General features: G+C 36.6%; 15 protein-coding genes. 4 read left to right on the top strand and 11 right to left on the bottom strand.

Translation table 11 applies throughout. From position 1 onward, the window contains the following. Positions 1–13: 13 nt before the first annotated feature. The 7 genes from AC27G3_RS04145 to tkt all read right to left on the bottom strand — a co-directional run bounded on the left by AC27G3_RS04145 (position 14) and on the right by tkt (position 8,510). A complete protein-coding gene (locus AC27G3_RS04145) occupies positions 14–799 on the bottom strand; it encodes a DUF481 domain-containing protein (protein ID WP_487119073.1) in 786 nt (261 codons plus the stop codon). Beyond that, positions 789–1,619 carry a mechanosensitive ion channel family protein gene (locus AC27G3_RS04140; protein ID WP_487119072.1) on the bottom strand — a complete coding sequence of 277 codons (831 nt, stop codon included), beginning with the start codon at positions 1,617–1,619 and terminating at the stop codon, positions 789–791. Before AC27G3_RS04140 ends, AC27G3_RS04145 begins: the two co-directional genes overlap by 11 nt. A 148-nt stretch (positions 1,620–1,767) precedes the next feature. After that, positions 1,768–2,832 (bottom strand): class II fructose-bisphosphate aldolase, encoded by a 1,065-nt coding sequence (gene fba / locus AC27G3_RS04135; RefSeq protein WP_487119070.1) that lies wholly within the window; start codon positions 2,830–2,832, stop codon positions 1,768–1,770. A 287-nt stretch (positions 2,833–3,119) separates the two neighbouring features. Further along, positions 3,120–4,010 carry a fructose bisphosphate aldolase gene (locus AC27G3_RS04130; RefSeq protein WP_487119068.1) on the bottom strand — a complete coding sequence of 297 codons (891 nt, stop codon included), beginning with the start codon at positions 4,008–4,010 and terminating at the stop codon, positions 3,120–3,122. A 115-nt stretch (positions 4,011–4,125) separates the two neighbouring features. Further along, complete coding sequence (locus AC27G3_RS04125; RefSeq protein ID WP_487119066.1) at positions 4,126–5,304, bottom strand: phosphoglycerate kinase; 1,179 nt, start codon at positions 5,302–5,304, stop codon at positions 4,126–4,128. 89 nt (positions 5,305–5,393) lie between these two features. Then, complete coding sequence (gene epd, locus AC27G3_RS04120; protein WP_487119064.1) at positions 5,394–6,419, bottom strand: erythrose-4-phosphate dehydrogenase; 1,026 nt, start codon at positions 6,417–6,419, stop codon at positions 5,394–5,396. Positions 6,420–6,521: 102 nt separating this feature from the next. Next, positions 6,522–8,510: a transketolase gene (gene tkt, locus AC27G3_RS04115; RefSeq protein ID WP_487119062.1), complete on the bottom strand. Its 1,989-nt coding sequence runs from the start codon at positions 8,508–8,510 to the stop codon at positions 6,522–6,524. A 354-nt stretch (positions 8,511–8,864) separates the two neighbouring features. Here tkt and AC27G3_RS04110 point away from each other — a divergent pair, with 354 nt between their 5' ends. Together AC27G3_RS04110 and AC27G3_RS04105 are read left to right on the top strand one after the other, a co-directional pair. After that, on the top strand, positions 8,865–11,201 hold the full coding sequence (locus AC27G3_RS04110) for a CHASE domain-containing protein (RefSeq protein WP_487119060.1): 2,337 nt from the start codon (positions 8,865–8,867) through the stop codon (positions 11,199–11,201). A gap of 268 nt (positions 11,202–11,469) precedes the next feature. Further along, on the top strand, positions 11,470–11,607 hold the full coding sequence (locus AC27G3_RS04105; protein ID WP_487119058.1) for a hypothetical protein: 138 nt from the start codon (positions 11,470–11,472) through the stop codon (positions 11,605–11,607). Positions 11,608–11,685: 78 nt separating this feature from the next. On the opposite strand, the gene AC27G3_RS04100 is transcribed toward AC27G3_RS04105, so the two are convergent. Together AC27G3_RS04100 and AC27G3_RS04095 are read right to left on the bottom strand one after the other, a co-directional pair. Continuing rightward, positions 11,686–11,883: a hypothetical protein gene (locus AC27G3_RS04100; protein WP_487119056.1), complete on the bottom strand. Its 198-nt coding sequence runs from the start codon at positions 11,881–11,883 to the stop codon at positions 11,686–11,688. 34 nt (positions 11,884–11,917) lie between these two features. Then, entirely contained in the window at positions 11,918–12,157 is a 240-nt protein-coding gene (locus AC27G3_RS04095; protein WP_487119054.1) for a hypothetical protein, read from the bottom strand. A gap of 180 nt (positions 12,158–12,337) precedes the next feature. On the opposite strand from AC27G3_RS04095, the gene AC27G3_RS04090 reads away from it, so the two are divergent. Then, positions 12,338–13,063, top strand: coding sequence for a pseudouridine synthase (locus AC27G3_RS04090; protein WP_487119052.1), 726 nt, complete (start codon positions 12,338–12,340; stop codon positions 13,061–13,063). A gap of 40 nt (positions 13,064–13,103) precedes the next feature. Here AC27G3_RS04090 and AC27G3_RS04085 read toward each other — a convergent pair whose 3' ends face one another. Beyond that, positions 13,104–13,613: a M48 family metallopeptidase gene (locus AC27G3_RS04085; RefSeq protein ID WP_487119050.1), complete on the bottom strand. Its 510-nt coding sequence runs from the start codon at positions 13,611–13,613 to the stop codon at positions 13,104–13,106. Positions 13,614–13,718: 105 nt separating this feature from the next. Between AC27G3_RS04085 and AC27G3_RS04080 the strand changes: the two genes are divergently transcribed. Further along, positions 13,719–14,174, top strand: a complete 456-nt coding sequence (locus tag AC27G3_RS04080) for an RNA methyltransferase (protein WP_487119048.1) — start codon at positions 13,719–13,721, stop codon at positions 14,172–14,174. A 131-nt stretch (positions 14,175–14,305) separates the two neighbouring features. On the opposite strand, the gene AC27G3_RS04075 is transcribed toward AC27G3_RS04080, so the two are convergent. Beyond that, positions 14,306–15,502 (bottom strand): hypothetical protein, encoded by a 1,197-nt coding sequence (locus AC27G3_RS04075; protein ID WP_487119046.1) that lies wholly within the window; start codon positions 15,500–15,502, stop codon positions 14,306–14,308. Positions 15,503–15,565 lie beyond the last annotated feature (63 nt).

Below are 15,565 nucleotides of genomic sequence, written 5' to 3'. Positions count from 1 at the left end.
TGAGGTCGTTATCTTAGAAACTATACACTAAGGTCATTGCTGTTTGGGTATCTGTGTTATCAAAACCTTCTTCTACTTCTGTATTGTGATCAATAGTTAAAGCAAATTTCAGTTGTAAAGATTCAATTAACTTTGTAGTTATTGACGTTTCTGATTTATAAATACTGTTTTCGTCAGCTTTAACAGCGGTTTTAGCAATAAATAATTGTCTAAACTGAACAAACTCATTGATTTTTCTAATATAAAGTGCCTGAGCTTGAACGATGAAAGTATCTTTACTTTCTTCCATTACCGTATCAGAGCCACGAATAACATCATGCTTATAACCCGGTCCGATATCTGCAAATAAAGAAGCGTCTTTAGTTTTATACCAATTACGACCCCAACCGATAGAAACAGAGCTTTGTTTTTTGAAACTGCTAAACTCATCTTCTTCGTACGCTAAGTTTCCATAAAGGTAATTTTGGCCTTCAGGTGTAAGCGTGTAGTTTGTTTGAGTAGTTAAATTCCATTTGTTATCAGTTGTGACAAACTCTTTTTCACCATCATCATGAGTTTCTTCAAGCTTTTTACCTAGAAAGTTAAACGTAATTAAACTTAACCATTGGTTTTTCTCATGAGTAAAATTTAAACCTGCTTTCATATCGGCACTTTTTGTGTTGCCGGTTTTATAGAGAAATCCTAATTCAGCAGAAAGGGTAAACTCTGGTGCAACGGGAATAGCTTCTTCTAATGCTTCTTCACTAAAAGCAGTAAATGGTAATAGACAAAATGCTGTTAGGACTAGTTTACGAGTCATGATTTTCCTCTCGATTCGTGTGTAAAGATAGTTGTGGGTAGGGTATTTCAATGCCTGCTTCATCTAAAGCGACTTTAATGTTTTCTAATAATTCAAAATAAACCGGCCAGTAATTTTCAGATTTCACCCAAGGACGAACGACTAAGTTAACTGAACTGTCTGCAAGTTCGCTAACACCAATAGTAACGGCTTGGTCTGTCAATACTAATTCATTTTTAGCGACAACATCGGCAAGTATTTCTTTGGTTTTTGCTAAGTTAGCGTCGTAACTTACACCAATAATTAAATCAATTCTTCGGGTAGGCTTGGCAGAGTAATTAGTGATAGTACCGCTAGTAATCGAACCATTTGGTACAATAACGGTTTTATTATCGCCTGTTCTTAATTTGGTTGAAAAAATTAATATTTCTTCTACAACACCGGCAATACCAGAAACTTCAACAAAGTCGCCAGACTTAAACGGGCGTAACGAAATAATTAACACACCAGAAGCAAAATTAGACAATGAGCCTTGTAAAGCTAAGCCAATAGCTAAACCTGCAGCACCTATAATAGCGACTAGAGAAGAAGTGTTAAAACCTAAGTGAGAGATAGCTGCAATTAGCGCGACTACAAAAACTAATCCATAAGTTAAGCTTGATACGAATGAGATAACAGCACCATCAACACCACGCTTTTTCAGAAGCTTGCCTGTTGCTCGGCTGATAAGTTTGGCAATAAACTTACCAATTATAAATATAACAATCGCGACGATAAACTTGATCGCGTAATCGATAATTAGTGTTTGATTGTCGTTAAACCAGTTAATTATTAAATCCATCTTAGTAGACTCCGCTTGAAAAAGAGGTGCTATTGTAACCAACTATTTAACTCAAACCTACCTTAAATGGCGATAAAAGTTGTTAAAATGCTATTTTAGCGACAAAAAAAGGGCAAGAAGCCCTTTTTTAAGTCAATATAAAAACTTGTTATTTAATGAGTGCCTTCAATTCACCGCTATTATAACGGTTGAACATTTCATCTAAACTAATCGGATTTATTTTACTTGCGTTGCCAGCAGCGTTAAATGCTTCATATCGTGCTTTGCAAATATCATACATGGCATCGGTTGATGCTTTTAAGAATTTACGAGGATCAAATTCATTGGGATTTTGCGCTAAAAATCGACGAACAGCCCCAGTAGAAGCAAGGCGTAAATCAGTATCTATATTAACTTTACGTACCCCATGTTTAATGCCTTCTTGAATTTGCTCTACTGGCACACCATAAGTTTCAGGAATATTGCCGCCAAATTCGTTGATAATCGCTAGCCACTCTTGTGGTACCGAAGAAGAACCGTGCATTACTAAGTGAGTATTTGGAATGCGTTCATGGATAGCACGTATGCGATCAATCGCTAAAATATCGCCTGTAGGAGGACGAGTGAATTTGTAAGCACCATGGGAAGTACCGCAAGCAATGGCTAGTGCATCTACTTGCGTTTTATTAACAAAGTCGGCTGCTTCTTCAGGATTGGTTAGCATTTGCTCTTTGGTTAAGATACCTTCAGCGCCTATACCGTCTTCTTCGCCTGCCATACCTGTTTCAAGTGAGCCTAAACAGCCTAATTCGCCTTCTACAGAAACACCGCAAGCATGAGCCATTTCAACAGTTCTGCGAGTAACATCGACATTGTACTCATAACTTGTTGGCGTTTTTCCGTCTTCGCCTAGAGAGCCATCCATCATTACTGATGAAAAACCTAACTGAATTGAGCGTTGGCAAACGCTAGGAGAGGTACCATGATCTTGATGCATAACCACAGGGATATGTGGGAATTCCTCAATCGCGGCTAAAATTAAGTGACGTAAAAAAGGGGCTCCTGCATAGCTTCTTGCACCTGCAGAGGCTTGCATTATCACCGGGCTATCTGTGTCGTTTGCCGCTAGCATTATTGCGCGCACTTGTTCTAAGTTATTTACATTAAATGCGGGAATTCCATATTGAAACTCTGCTGCGTGATCAAGCATTTGGCGCATTGAAATTAAAGCCATGAACAACTCCTAAGGTCGTTATAAAGTATTCGTAATTTGGGTTTTGAAGGTTTCAATGAAAGTTAAACTGGAAGCTTTCATTTTTGGCGACAGAATTATAGCAGGAAGGGGCGTTGAGGAACAATATGCAATTTTTATATTTACTTATGATACTTAGGGTTATATCGATTTTTATTCGGTATATTAAGATGTTATTGAAATTTAAATTGGAAAGTAAAAGTAAAACACTCAACAATAAACGCTGAAAAGTCAGCTAATATGTTGAGTGTTATCTAAACAATAAACGCTTAAGTGTTGGATGCTTGATAAATACTTTCAATTGCAGTATCAAGTAATTGATCAAACTCTTGGGTTGATTGCTTCGCCGATAAACCTTCGGTTAATGCACGAGAAAAACTGGCAATAATACCGTTATTTGCAGAGACCTTCTCGTTGGCTTTTTGACGATTATAACCGCCAGATAGCGCAACAACTTTAAGGGTGTTTGGGTGAGCGATACATTCACGATAAAAATTATCAGTTTCAGGAAGCGTTAATTTAAGCATGACTTGTTGATCTGAATCTAACAAACTTAATTGTTCAAGCAGTTGGGTTTTAAGTATGCTTTCTATCTCACTTTTATCTGCGCTGTTAATATCAACTTCTGGCTCGATAATAGGTACTAAACCTTTTGCTAAAATTTGCTTGGCCACATCAAATTGCTGTTTAACTACAGCTTCGATACCTTGTGCATTAGCTTGCTTAATAACAGAGCGCATTTTAGTACCAAATACATTTTGAGCTACCGCTTTATCAAGTAACTGATCAAGTTCAGGCATTTCTTTCATTAACTGAACGCCATTGGCTTCGTCAACTAAACCTTTGTCGACTTTAAGAAAAGGGACAACTTGTTTTTCTTGCCATAAAAATTGTGCAGACGATTTACCATTAATTTCTCTGTCTAGGGTATTTTCAAATAAAATAGCACCTAAGATACGTTGGCCGGTAAATGAAGGACTAGTCACAATACGTGTACGCATTTGGTGAACTAAATCAAACATTTGTTCGTCATTACTAAATTCATCTTCTGTAACACCGTATAAGCCTAAAGCCTTTGGTGTACTACCGCCACTTTGATCTAAAGCGGCGATAAAACCGTTTTGGGTAGCAATTTTTTCTAACATTTCTGTAGAAGCCATTGTGGTTTCTCCTTAATATTTGTTGAGGGTTATCGGTCTCTTAGGAAACTCTTATTACCCATCAACAGAGGGTGATTTAACTGATTTTTGCTATTTATAATATTTTACTAATTAATTACGATTGTGCTCTTTGTTCTAAAATTTCCACTGCAGGAAGTTTTTTACCTTCTAAAAATTCAAGGAAAGCACCGCCCCCTGTAGAAATATAGGATACTTTATCGGCAATATCATATTTATCAACGGCAGCTAAGGTGTCGCCACCACCGGCAATTGAGAAAGCGTTACTGCTAGCAATGGCATGAGCGATAACTTCTGTACCTTTTGAGAACTGGTCAAATTCAAAAACGCCAACAGGGCCATTCCATACAATTGTGCCTGCTTTAGCAATAATATCAGCTAGCGCGTTTGCTGAGTCTGGGCCTATATCAAAAATCATGTCGCCATCAGCTACTTTACTCACATCTTTTAAAGTAGCAGGTGTGTTTTCTGAAAACTCACTGCCAACAACAACATCGGTTGGTACAGGAATTAAGCCATTATTAGCTTTAGCTTCGTTACTTAAACGTTGTGCTTCGTCAACTAGATCAGCTTCAAATAACGATTTACCTACATTATGGCCTTGTGCTGCAATAAAAGTGTTAGCAATGCCACCACCAACAACTAATTGATCAACAATACCCGCTAAAGAATCTAATACTGTTAGTTTAGTTGATACTTTTGAACCACCAACAATAGCAACAAATGGACGTGCAGGTTTATCAAGAGCCTGAGCTAAGGCCGCTAATTCTGCTGCCAGTAATGGACCTGCGCATGCTGTTGCTGCATATTTTGCAACGCCATGCGTACTTGCTTGGGCGCGATGTGCTGTACCAAAAGCGTCCATAACAAATACATCACATAAGGCAGCTAACTTTTTCGCTAATGCATCATCATTACTTTTTTCACCAACATTAAAACGGATATTTTCAAAAATTACTAATTCACCAGCGCCCACTTCAACACCGTCAAGGTAATTAGATACAAGTCTTACAGGGTAATTTAACGCTGCCGCTAAATAATCGACAACTGGCTGTAAAGAAAACTCTGGATTAAATTCGCCTTCTGTTGGACGGCCCAAGTGAGACATTACCATGACTTTTGCGCCTGCTTCTAAAGCAAGTTTAATAGTCGGTAAAGCTGCTTTTAAGCGAGCATCAGAAGTGATTTTCCCGTCTTTAACTGGTACGTTTAGATCTTCACGAATTAGTACTCGTTTTTCGGCTAATGCCAAATCAGTCATTTTAATAACAGACATAATGTCTCCGTTGATAAAGTATATTGTGATAGTTATCCGTTAACTTTCAGATAACTAAAGTAAAGTTATTCATTTTTAAACTGTGTTAATTATGTTTTTTCTAATGAAAGTTGGCCCATAAAATTTGCGGTATCTAACATTCGGTTAGCAAAACCCCACTCGTTATCACACCAAATAAGCATTTTAACTAACCGTTTATGACTCACTCTGGTTTGATTACCGTCAACGATACAAGAGTGAGAGTCGTGGTTAAAGTCGGCTGAAACGAGCGGCTCTTCGGTGTAATCTAAAATGCCAACAAGATCGGACATTTTAGCATTAATAATTGCTTGATTAATTTCATCAATACAAACATCGGTATTGACCGTTAAACTTAAATCCATAGCCGTGACGTTAAGGGTGGGAACACGAACGGCAATCGCTTCAAATCGTCCTGAAAACTGCGGTAAAATTCGCTCGATACCAATGGCAAGTTTTGTATCTACAGGAATAATTGATTGGCTAGCAGCGCGGCTTCGTCTTAAGTCTGGGTGATAGGCATCAATCACTTGCTGATCATGCATCGATGAATGTATGGTGGTAATTGTGCCACTTTCAACGCCAAACGCATCATCAATCACTTTAATAACAGGTACAACACAGTTAGTTGTACAAGACCCATTAGAAACGACAGTATCAGTGTCTTTAAGTTGCTGATGATTTATCCCATAAATAATGGTGGCATCTAAATCATTACTGCCAGGGTGAGAAAATAAAACCTTTTTCGCACCTTGAGCAATATGTACCTCTCCATCGGCTTTACTGGCAAATCTTCCTGTACAATCGAGCACAATATCAATATTGAGTTCATGCCAAGGTAATTCTGTTAAGTTTTTATGGTGAGTTAAGGTAATAACATCATCGTTGATGATTAATTGCTGATCATTTTGTTTAACTGAACCAGAGAAGCGGCCATGAGTAGAGTCATACTTTAATAAGTGTGCAATGCCTTCTGGCGGCGCTAATTCGTTGATCGCTATTAAATTAAAATTGCTGTATTGGGGATTTTCATATAACGCTCTAGCAATACTTCGGCCGATACGACCAAAGCCATTGATGGCAATGTTAATAGGCATATTTGAACAGCTTTTTGTTGGTGTACTCTTGTTAAATATCGAAGCTGTTAGCGATGAGCGAGTTTATCGTCTCAAGGCTAACAGCAAACAATCATTAGCGTGTTATAGTTGATTTACCGTGTTAACAACATTTTCAACGGTAAAGCCAAAGTGTGCTAGCAATACGCCGCCTGGCGCTGACTCTCCAAAGGTTGTCATGCCGACAACGGCTCCTTGTAAGCCAACATATTTAGCCCAAAAATCAACATGTCCGGCTTCAATAGCTACACGGTTAGTCACTGCACAAGGAAGTATCGATTCTTTATACTCTTTTGATTGAGCATCAAATACGTTTGTAGACGGCATTGACACCACACGTACATTTTTACCTTGTTCTGTTAATGCTTGTGCCGACTCTACAGCTAAAGCAACCTCAGAGCCTGTTGCAATTAAAATAACATCTATCGCGCCTTCACAATCTTTTAAAATGTAAGCACCTTTAGCAATATCAGCTACTTGGCTTTGTTCTCTGGTCATTGCAGGTAAGCCTTGACGACTAAAGATAAGCGATGTTGGACCATCTCTGCGTTCAACAGAGGCTTTCCAAGCAACAGCTGATTCAGTTGCATCACACGGGCGCCAAGTTACCATATTTGGTGTGGTTCTTAAGTTCGTTAATTGCTCTATCGGTTGATGTGTTGGACCATCTTCACCTTGACCAATTGAGTCATGGGTGTATACAAAAATGTTTTGAATACCCATTAATGCAGACATGCGAACAGCGTTACGTGCATATTCCATGAACATCATGAAAGTTGCGCCATAATTAATGAAACCACCGTGAAGTGATACACCATTCATTATACCGCTCATACCAAATTCGCGTACACCGTAAAAGATGTAGTTACCAGCAGCATCAGTTTCAATACCTTTTGAGCCAGACCATAAGGTTAAATTCGAACCCGCTAAGTCGGCAGAACCACCTAACATTTCAGGTAATACAGGACCATAAGCTTCAATTGCATTTTGAGAAGCTTTACGAGAGGCGATGTTTTCACCTTTCTCGTGACATTCTTGAATAAAGGCGTTTGCCGCAGCTTCAAATTCAGCTGGTAAGTCGCCTTTAATAACACGGCGTTCATATTCACTTGCTAACTCAGGATATGCTGCTTGGTAAGCAGCAAACTTTTCATTCCAAGTTGCTTGGTTTGCTTGACCTTTTTCTTTTTGATCCCATTGTTCGTAAACATCAGCAGGCACTTCAAATGGTGCATGTTCCCAGTTTAAAAATTCGCGAGTTGCAGCGATTTCGTCATCACCTAAAGGTGCGCCATGGCAATCATGAGTGCCTGATTTATTTGGTGAGCCAAAACCAATAACGGTTTTACAACAAATCATTGATGGTTTATCTGTTACCGATTTTGCTTCAGTAATGGCGGCGGCAATCGCTGCTGAATCATGACCGTCAACACTAATAACATGCCAGCCATACGATTCAAAACGAGCAGGGGTGTTATCAGTAAACCAACCTTCAACATGACCATCAATAGAAATACCGTTGTCATCCCAAAAAGCAATTAATTTACCTAAACCAAGGGTGCCAGCAAGTGAACTGACCTCATGAGAAATGCCTTCCATTAAACAACCATCACCTAAAAAGCAGTAGGTGTGGTGATCAACAATGTTATGCCCATCACGGTTAAATTGAGCTGCAAGCGTTTTTTCAGCAATTGCCATACCGACGGCATTAGAAATACCAGCACCTAACGGGCCTGTTGTCGTTTCAACGCCTGGGGTATAACCATACTCTGGGTGACCTGGAGTTTTAGAGTGTAATTGACGAAAATTTCTTAAATCATCCATTGATAAATCATAACCTGATAAATGCAGTAATGAATAAATCAACATTGAACCGTGGCCGTTAGATAGAATAAATCGATCTCTGTCTACCCACTGTGGATCTGTAGGGTTGTGCTTTAAAAAATCACGCCACAATACTTCGGCAATATCTGCCATGCCCATTGGGGCGCCAGGGTGTCCTGATTTTGCTTTTTGCACGGCATCCATGCTTAAAACACGTATTGCATTCGCTAGTTTTTGACGAGTCGACATATTTTCTCCAGAGATTTTTTAAGCTCTATTTGAAGGTAAGAATAAAAATTGCACGTATTTTCCCTTAGTGTCTTCATGACTGCAAATTTTATTGCCTAGTTTTTTAGTTTTTTTCGCTATATCTTTGATTATAATTTTAGAAATTTAGGCTTTATAACCTTTCTTGGTTGTTTTTAATAATTTACAGACAAAACAATCTAACTTAAATTATTTAGGTAATTTTCATTGTTTCTAAAAGATTTTTCGATTCTTTACCATTATTGTTGCTATTATCAACGACCAAAATCATTGATTGATTTAATAATAAAATATTCATTATTTAAACTTTATTAGTTATGAGAGAGGGAAACGCGATTGAGTAAAGCAAATAAGTTAGTTATAGCTACTTTTATTTATGTCATGGTTTGCTTGTTAACAACTTTGATTATAAAGCCTTATTCAATTATTAATTTTATTGGACCCGCAGCTGGCGTTGCTAGCGCCTTTATTATTGTTTGGGGCAGTAGAGCCCTTTTTTGTATTATTTTTGGCACTATTGCTTTTAGTTTTATTTTATTAATAATTAATGGTGCTGGGATAGACTTTCCCATTTTTTTAATAGCCATTTTAGCCATATTGTTACAGAGCTTTTGGACAAAACAATTAACTTACCGAATTGTGCGGCAACAAAGGTGGTTAAAATCTCGTACCGTTTTATTTAGCTTTATTTTAAAAATTGGTCCTGTTGCTGGATTAATTTCAGCGAGTAGCGTTGTAGTTATTGCAATGCTTGATGTTAAAATTATAGATAACTCGATTGCTTATATTTTTATGTCAAGTTGGGCTGGCAGCATACTCACTAGTATATTTTTTATCCCTATTTTATTGTTTACCCAAGGTGCTCAACAGCTTAGTCGTGCAAAGCGATTTTTTGTTATTTTTGCCTCAGTTTTAGGGGGACTTTCGATTGCGATACTGTTTAAGGTATCTCAAAATGCTCATCAACACTTTAGAGTTGAACAGTTTAAAAAGTCGCAGCAAAATATTGAATTGTTTGTTAATAAAGAAATAGATCACATTAGTGAACAAGTAAATGCTTTAGCTGCTCTCTTTCACTCAAGTGATCATGTTTCTTTCGAAGAGTTTAGTACATTTTCCAGTCGAATTTATCATGAAAATTCAAGTGTTAGAGCTTTAGAATGGGCCCCATTAATAGAAAATGAGTATAGAAGTGCTTTTGAAAGTAGTGCCACTAAAGCATTAGATTCACCGTATGAAATAAAGCAGGAGTTAATGAATCAAGATGTAATTATTGCTTTGGAAAAGCCTGAATATTTTCCCGTTTATTATATTTATCCACAAAAAGGTAATGTACAAGCTCAAGGTTTAGATTTAATGAGCCATCCAGGTAATAAAGTGGCAATACATTCAGCATTTAAATTGAATAAATTAGTTGCTAGTGCCCCTTTAACATTAATACAAGACAGTAACGCGAACCCTTCTATTATTGTATTTTCCCCTGTTTTAAACAGCCCATCACTTAATCCATTTAACGATAATAGCTCTGATGAATATCAAAAATTGAATGGTTATGTTATTGCTGTCGTTCAATTTGAGTCTATATTTCAAGAGCTTACTAAAACTGATTCTGCCAAAAACGTTAATTTAATCATTCAAGACATTACCTCTAGTGAACCTTTTTTGCTATTTGGTCGTCAAGTAGATAACAGCGGCCGCTTGAGTGAGACATTAGAATTAACTGTATTCGCTAGAAAGTGGCGTATTTGTGTTACTGAGAAAGCACCTTGGATAAACCAACCCAAAAGTTGGCAAACTTGGATGTTGCTTTTAGGTGGGACCACAGGAGGGATAATTTTTCAGTTGTTAATCTTAATGATGGCTGCTTATTCTGTTGAGTTAAGCCATCAAGTTGTATTAAAAACTAGAGAGTTAATGACAGCTAAACAGTCTTCAGATGATAAAAACCTAGCGAAGAGTAACTTTTTACAAACATTAAGTAGTGAGTTGAGAACGCCAATTTATGCGATAAAGTATTTTATTGCAAAATTTAGGCAACATCCAACTTATGCGCAAGCGGAAATATCAATGGCTGATATTGATAATGCGTCTCATAATTTAACTCAACTAATTGATACGGTAATTGACTTGACCGAAATAGAGTCAGGGGCGACTGAAATGATTCAAATAAATGTGTTTGACTTTCATCATTTTTTACAGCGAATTGAAACACTATTAAATGCGACTAATAAAGATAATAAGTTGAACTTTACTTTTTTGATTAATGAAAATGTACCGCATTTAATAGCCTCTGATGAGCTAAGAATTCAAAAGCTAATGGTAACTTTGGCGGAGAGTGCTGCCCAACTATTAAATACAAATGAATTAAATTTGTCGATTAAAGGGCATATTCATCAATTTAAACGAGTGTCTTTATTTATGGTTGTTACACCATCAATGAATTATTTAACTGAAATCGAAATGGAACAAAATGAAAAACATTTGGGGTTAGTTGATAGTGATTTGAGTAGTTTTAGTACCAATATGGCGATGGTTAAAAAATGGTGTCAGTTGTTTGATGGTGATGTTAAATTGACGCAATTGCCTACTGGCTTGGTTGTGTTAAGTGCTTCAATTAAAGTAGATTTATCACCAGAAGGACATGTTTTTACACAAGATAAACAGCAAGATTAATTAACCTGAGCTCGACTTAACAAATATTTCTCTAGCAACTATTTTTCCTTACTTCTTCGTTAAATTTCTTGCAATAGGCCAGCTATTGACGCGAAATTTGCTTTGAATTAAAAAAAACTATCAAGCTAGAGTGGAATAAAATTTAGTTTTACATCATATTTTTTCTTTAATCTATTGATATTTATATTTTAATCATTTAAGTTTTATGCGTTGTTTTTTTTATACTAATAAAAATGATGTAAAAAAGTAAAAAATTCAGGAATATAAAATGAGTAAGTCATCCTCGAAAGGGTTTAAACTGACAACAGTAATTTTGGCTGTTTTGGTTTTAACCATCTCGGCACTATTAAGTAATAGCACGATAGCTGATGACATGGATGTTAAAGTAGAAACATCAGAACAATAGATTTTGTCACTTTAAAACCTCACCCAGGGTGAGGTTTTTTTTATGTCTAAATTTATTATTTATTATAGGTAAGTCGTATTAACTATTATCTGAGTCGGGCATTAAATAATCATGATAATTCTGAATAGCAAAGTATCTTATCGACTTTTTTACATGAACTTTTTTAGCAATAAGCTCATTATTCGCAAAAACCTTTAACACATGTTTGTCACCATTAGTGTTAGAGTCGACCCTATGATTAATATTCAGCTTTAAGTTGTCAAACTCCGTTTTCATTATCAGCTTCAAAGTACTTCCTTTACTATTTTATTTACAGTTTACTGATTTCTTTTTGGAGGTTATAACCTTCATCGGTAACGATTTTTTCTAACACTTGAACCCGTTCTTTAAGGGTTGTTAGTTGCTCTTGTAAATTTTGACTTTCTTCACTTTGTGCGAGTTTCTTTAACGATTTTTCTTTAAAGGCCATATGCCTTTTATGCATAGCGCCAATAACACTAAAGCCGACAGAAATGAAAACGATAATAACGACCATAGTTGTGCCGTGCATATAAAATCCTTATTCTAATGAGTCTTTTGGTTTGATGAGTATATCTATTTTTAATTTAAAGTCCTACAAACCACCTTAAATTTTCACGTTAACTTTACTTTACAGGTAAAAGTTAAACATGATTGATAAATATTTTATATAATAAAGCATCGAAAAATTTTGATTTCCTAGGTAGTAATAATGGCGTTAAGCCGTATCCGACTAGACCGATTTATTAGTCAGCAACTTAATATTAGCCGTCGTGATGTTCGTTTAATGTTGGCACAAAAACGTATTTGTGTTGATGATTGTATTGCAAAGAATATTGAACAAATTGTTGATACATTTTCAGTTATTACTGTAGATAACCACGTTATTCAAAACAATACACCGCATTATATTATGCTCAATAAACCAATTGGTGTGGTAAGCGCAACTAAAGATGAACAACATAAAACGGTGATTGATTTACTTAACGACTCAGGAAATTTTACTCCTCAATTGGTTGAAGAATTACATATAGTAGGCCGATTAGATTTAAATTCGTCAGGGCTTTTGTTGCTAACCAACAATAGTCGGTTGTCGTCGTTTTTAACCTCTCCTGACAATAAGATCATTAAAAAATATCGTGTCACTCTCGCGAATCAACTAAACAACGATTACATCGATGCGTTTGAAAAAGGCATGTATTTTTCATTTGAAAATATCACAACCAAACCTGCCAAACTGGTTATATTGTCAGATAACGTCGCCGATGTTTATTTAAGTGAAGGGCGCTATCATCAAATAAAAAGAATGTTTGGTCGATTTCGAAACCCTGTTGTTAAGCTACACAGAATGTCGATTGGCAGCTTATCGTTAGATGAAGCATTATCACCAGGGCAAAGCCGACGATTGTCAAAAGAAGAAGTCGAAAAAATGAAGTAAACTCAGACTCTGTAGTGATTTTTATGTGGTTTGGTGTAGTTTAACTGTATATATCGCCATAAATTTCCAGTTGAGTTAAATAAACCCTCATATCAAATTCTAATTGGTGGTAATCCGGCAACATATGTAAACATAGCTGGTAAAAATTTTTATTATGTTCTTTTTCTTTTAAATGCGCTAATTCGTGCACTACTATCATCGATAAAAAAGCTTCTGGCGCTTTTTTAAAAACACTTGATATGCGAATTTCATTTTTACTTTTAAATTTATTCCCCTGCACCCTAGATACATAACTATGCAAGCCAAGCGCATTGTTAATAACATGAATTTTTTTATCAAAAACAATTTTACTTAATGGCGGTGATTTTTTTAAATATTGGTTTTTAAAGGTAATAACAAAGTCTCGTAAAGCTTTGTCAGTGCTAACGGTATGAGGCGATGGGTATTTTTTTATTAATAAGGCCTTAAGCTCATTTTTATCGATTAATCGCTGAATTTGACTTTTAAGCTCATCAGAATAACCGGTTAAATATTTCAATGACGTATGCATTTAGATCGCGAAGTAAAAATAAAAAATCTATTGTACCCGCTGATTTGGTGTTGAATCAATCATAGCTTATACTCTCAAAAAAATTTTACTGAGTATAAATAAATTATGTCAAAAGGTTATGCCTGTATTGGGCTGTTTAACCCAAAAACACCAGAAAATGTTGGCTCGGTTATGCGCGCAGCAGGTTGCTACAACGCTCATTCTGTATTTTATACAGGCAAGCGTTACGATCTAGCCAAGCAGTTTTGTACCGATACCAATAAAAAACATTTAGATATTCCATTAATTGGTGTTGAAGACCTACAATCAATTGTCCCACTAGATTGCGTACCCGTCGCCGTTGAATTATCTCCAGGCGCTAAATCGCTCGTTAATTACAAACATCCACCACGCGCTTTTTATATTTTCGGCCCCGAAGACAATTCGCTAAAAAAACACATCACCGACTTTTGTCGAGACACAATCTACGTACCAACCAACGGATGTATGAATCTTGCTGCAACCGTGAATGTGGTTTTGTATGATCGGCTAGCTAAAGGGGATAATTTCTCGAATCATTAAAATCTCATTGCTAGTAAGTGCTGTAACTGCCTCAGAAATACTCATTGATGCTTATCAACTGCGTTTTTCTTCTTTGTTACAGCACCTACTAGCTGCGAGATTGTCACTTTTTAGTAAGTAGTCACTTGTTACTAGCCAAAGATAGCGCGCATCATTTTAATAACATGATCAACGCTTTTTCCTTCTTTTACAGCTTTGACTATAGAGTCGCGTTTGTCTTGTATGTAAGCGGGGAGCTCTTCATTGAGTAGCGCTTTATCAACAAGGCTTTCTGCTGACTCTTTAGTGCGCTTAATTGGCGCTGCTGCTCTGCTTGTTGTTTTTTTGTTGGTTTTATCTTTGGCTTTTTCAGATAAGCGTAAAAAGTTAGACTGTTGTGCTGTTGTCTCGTCAGCAAATAAAAACAGGTCAATAAATAGCGCTCTTGATTGCCATAATTTTAACTCGGTTTGATCTTCTACATCATTGTCTGGTGCACTTTGATGCCACCAAGACATTGTTCTTAATGTGCCAATTAAATCATGCCAATAATCATCGAATGCTTTATTGCTAAGTTTTACAATCCCTAACCCTTGGCAAATAACGTCGACTTTGGCATTGGTTAAAGCAATAAACTGATCAGGTCTGTGCATAGCAAGCAATCGAGTTGCTGGCATTAACGGTGCTTTTTCACCTTGAGTATGCTCAGTGAATATACGTTGATAATGACTGACAAACTTTTGATAATCTTGAAAGCTAACGTCTCCCGTGCGTGGAATAAATGAAAGCGCAAGATCAAAGGCTTCAGGGTGACTTTGCAATAATTGATGGAAAGTTTTAGCGCCTTTGGTTGAGCTAAACCATTCTACATCAAAGGTATAAACTGCAATATCGTGACCACTGGTATGTTTTCCTGTAAACGCTAATCGGTCTTCTTCAATCATATTTGCTAGCGGTGTTTCTTTGATACTATTTAAGTAATCGACTAGGGCTAAGCGCTCTTCTAACGCTTGTGTTATCTTATTCTCAATAATAAATTGGCTATAAATAGGCCAAGGGGCAATACGTAACATTTTCAATTGAGCAATACTAACACCCGACTCTAAAGTATCTTGTAACTTTTTAAGTTGAGGTAATTGTGTCGGTTCAAGTAAATCAAAGTTAATGCCTTCACGACAAAGTCTGCCAAGTTCACGACACCACGAAACAAAGTCTTCAGGATGGTTGTCCACTTTAACAGCCATCAGGTTAAGCATAAGATCAGGAACAAGGGTAAGTATTTTTTGGTAAATCTGGTTTTCTACTTCAGACAGAGGCATTTTTACAGGGGAGGACAGCAGTTTTCTCATTTAGGACTTTCAACTCTAAAACAATTTTTCAAAGTGCGGCATCATACGGATATATAAAGCGAG

It is taken from the genome of Colwellia sp. SU-HH01217 (genome assembly GCF_057543495.1).
Note: the sequence above shows the minus strand (reverse complement) of the source record. Positions and strands in the feature narration are given on the sequence as shown.

Excerpts from the sequence above, each read along its gene's own strand:
- fba (WP_487119070.1), bottom strand. The coding sequence starts at position 2,832 with ATGGCTTTAATTTCAATGCGCCAAATGCTTGATCACGCAGCAGAGTTT.
- AC27G3_RS04100 (WP_487119056.1), bottom strand. The coding sequence starts at position 11,883 with ATGAAAACGGAGTTTGACAACTTAAAGCTGAATATTAATCATAGGGTC.
- AC27G3_RS04140 (WP_487119072.1), bottom strand. The coding sequence starts at position 1,619 with ATGGATTTAATAATTAACTGGTTTAACGACAATCAAACACTAATTATC.
- AC27G3_RS04080 (WP_487119048.1), top strand. The coding sequence starts at position 13,719 with ATGTCAAAAGGTTATGCCTGTATTGGGCTGTTTAACCCAAAAACACCA.
- AC27G3_RS04145 (WP_487119073.1), bottom strand. The coding sequence starts at position 799 with ATGACTCGTAAACTAGTCCTAACAGCATTTTGTCTATTACCATTTACT.
- AC27G3_RS04075 (WP_487119046.1), bottom strand. The coding sequence starts at position 15,502 with ATGAGAAAACTGCTGTCCTCCCCTGTAAAAATGCCTCTGTCTGAAGTA.
- AC27G3_RS04095 (WP_487119054.1), bottom strand. The coding sequence starts at position 12,157 with ATGCACGGCACAACTATGGTCGTTATTATCGTTTTCATTTCTGTCGGC.
- AC27G3_RS04085 (WP_487119050.1), bottom strand. The coding sequence starts at position 13,613 with ATGCATACGTCATTGAAATATTTAACCGGTTATTCTGATGAGCTTAAA.
- epd (WP_487119064.1), bottom strand. The coding sequence starts at position 6,419 with ATGCCTATTAACATTGCCATCAATGGCTTTGGTCGTATCGGCCGAAGT.
- tkt (WP_487119062.1), bottom strand. The coding sequence starts at position 8,510 with ATGTCGACTCGTCAAAAACTAGCGAATGCAATACGTGTTTTAAGCATG.
- AC27G3_RS04130 (WP_487119068.1), bottom strand. The coding sequence starts at position 4,010 with ATGGCTTCTACAGAAATGTTAGAAAAAATTGCTACCCAAAACGGTTTT.
- AC27G3_RS04090 (WP_487119052.1), top strand. The coding sequence starts at position 12,338 with ATGGCGTTAAGCCGTATCCGACTAGACCGATTTATTAGTCAGCAACTT.
- AC27G3_RS04105 (WP_487119058.1), top strand. The coding sequence starts at position 11,470 with ATGAGTAAGTCATCCTCGAAAGGGTTTAAACTGACAACAGTAATTTTG.
- AC27G3_RS04125 (WP_487119066.1), bottom strand. The coding sequence starts at position 5,304 with ATGTCTGTTATTAAAATGACTGATTTGGCATTAGCCGAAAAACGAGTA.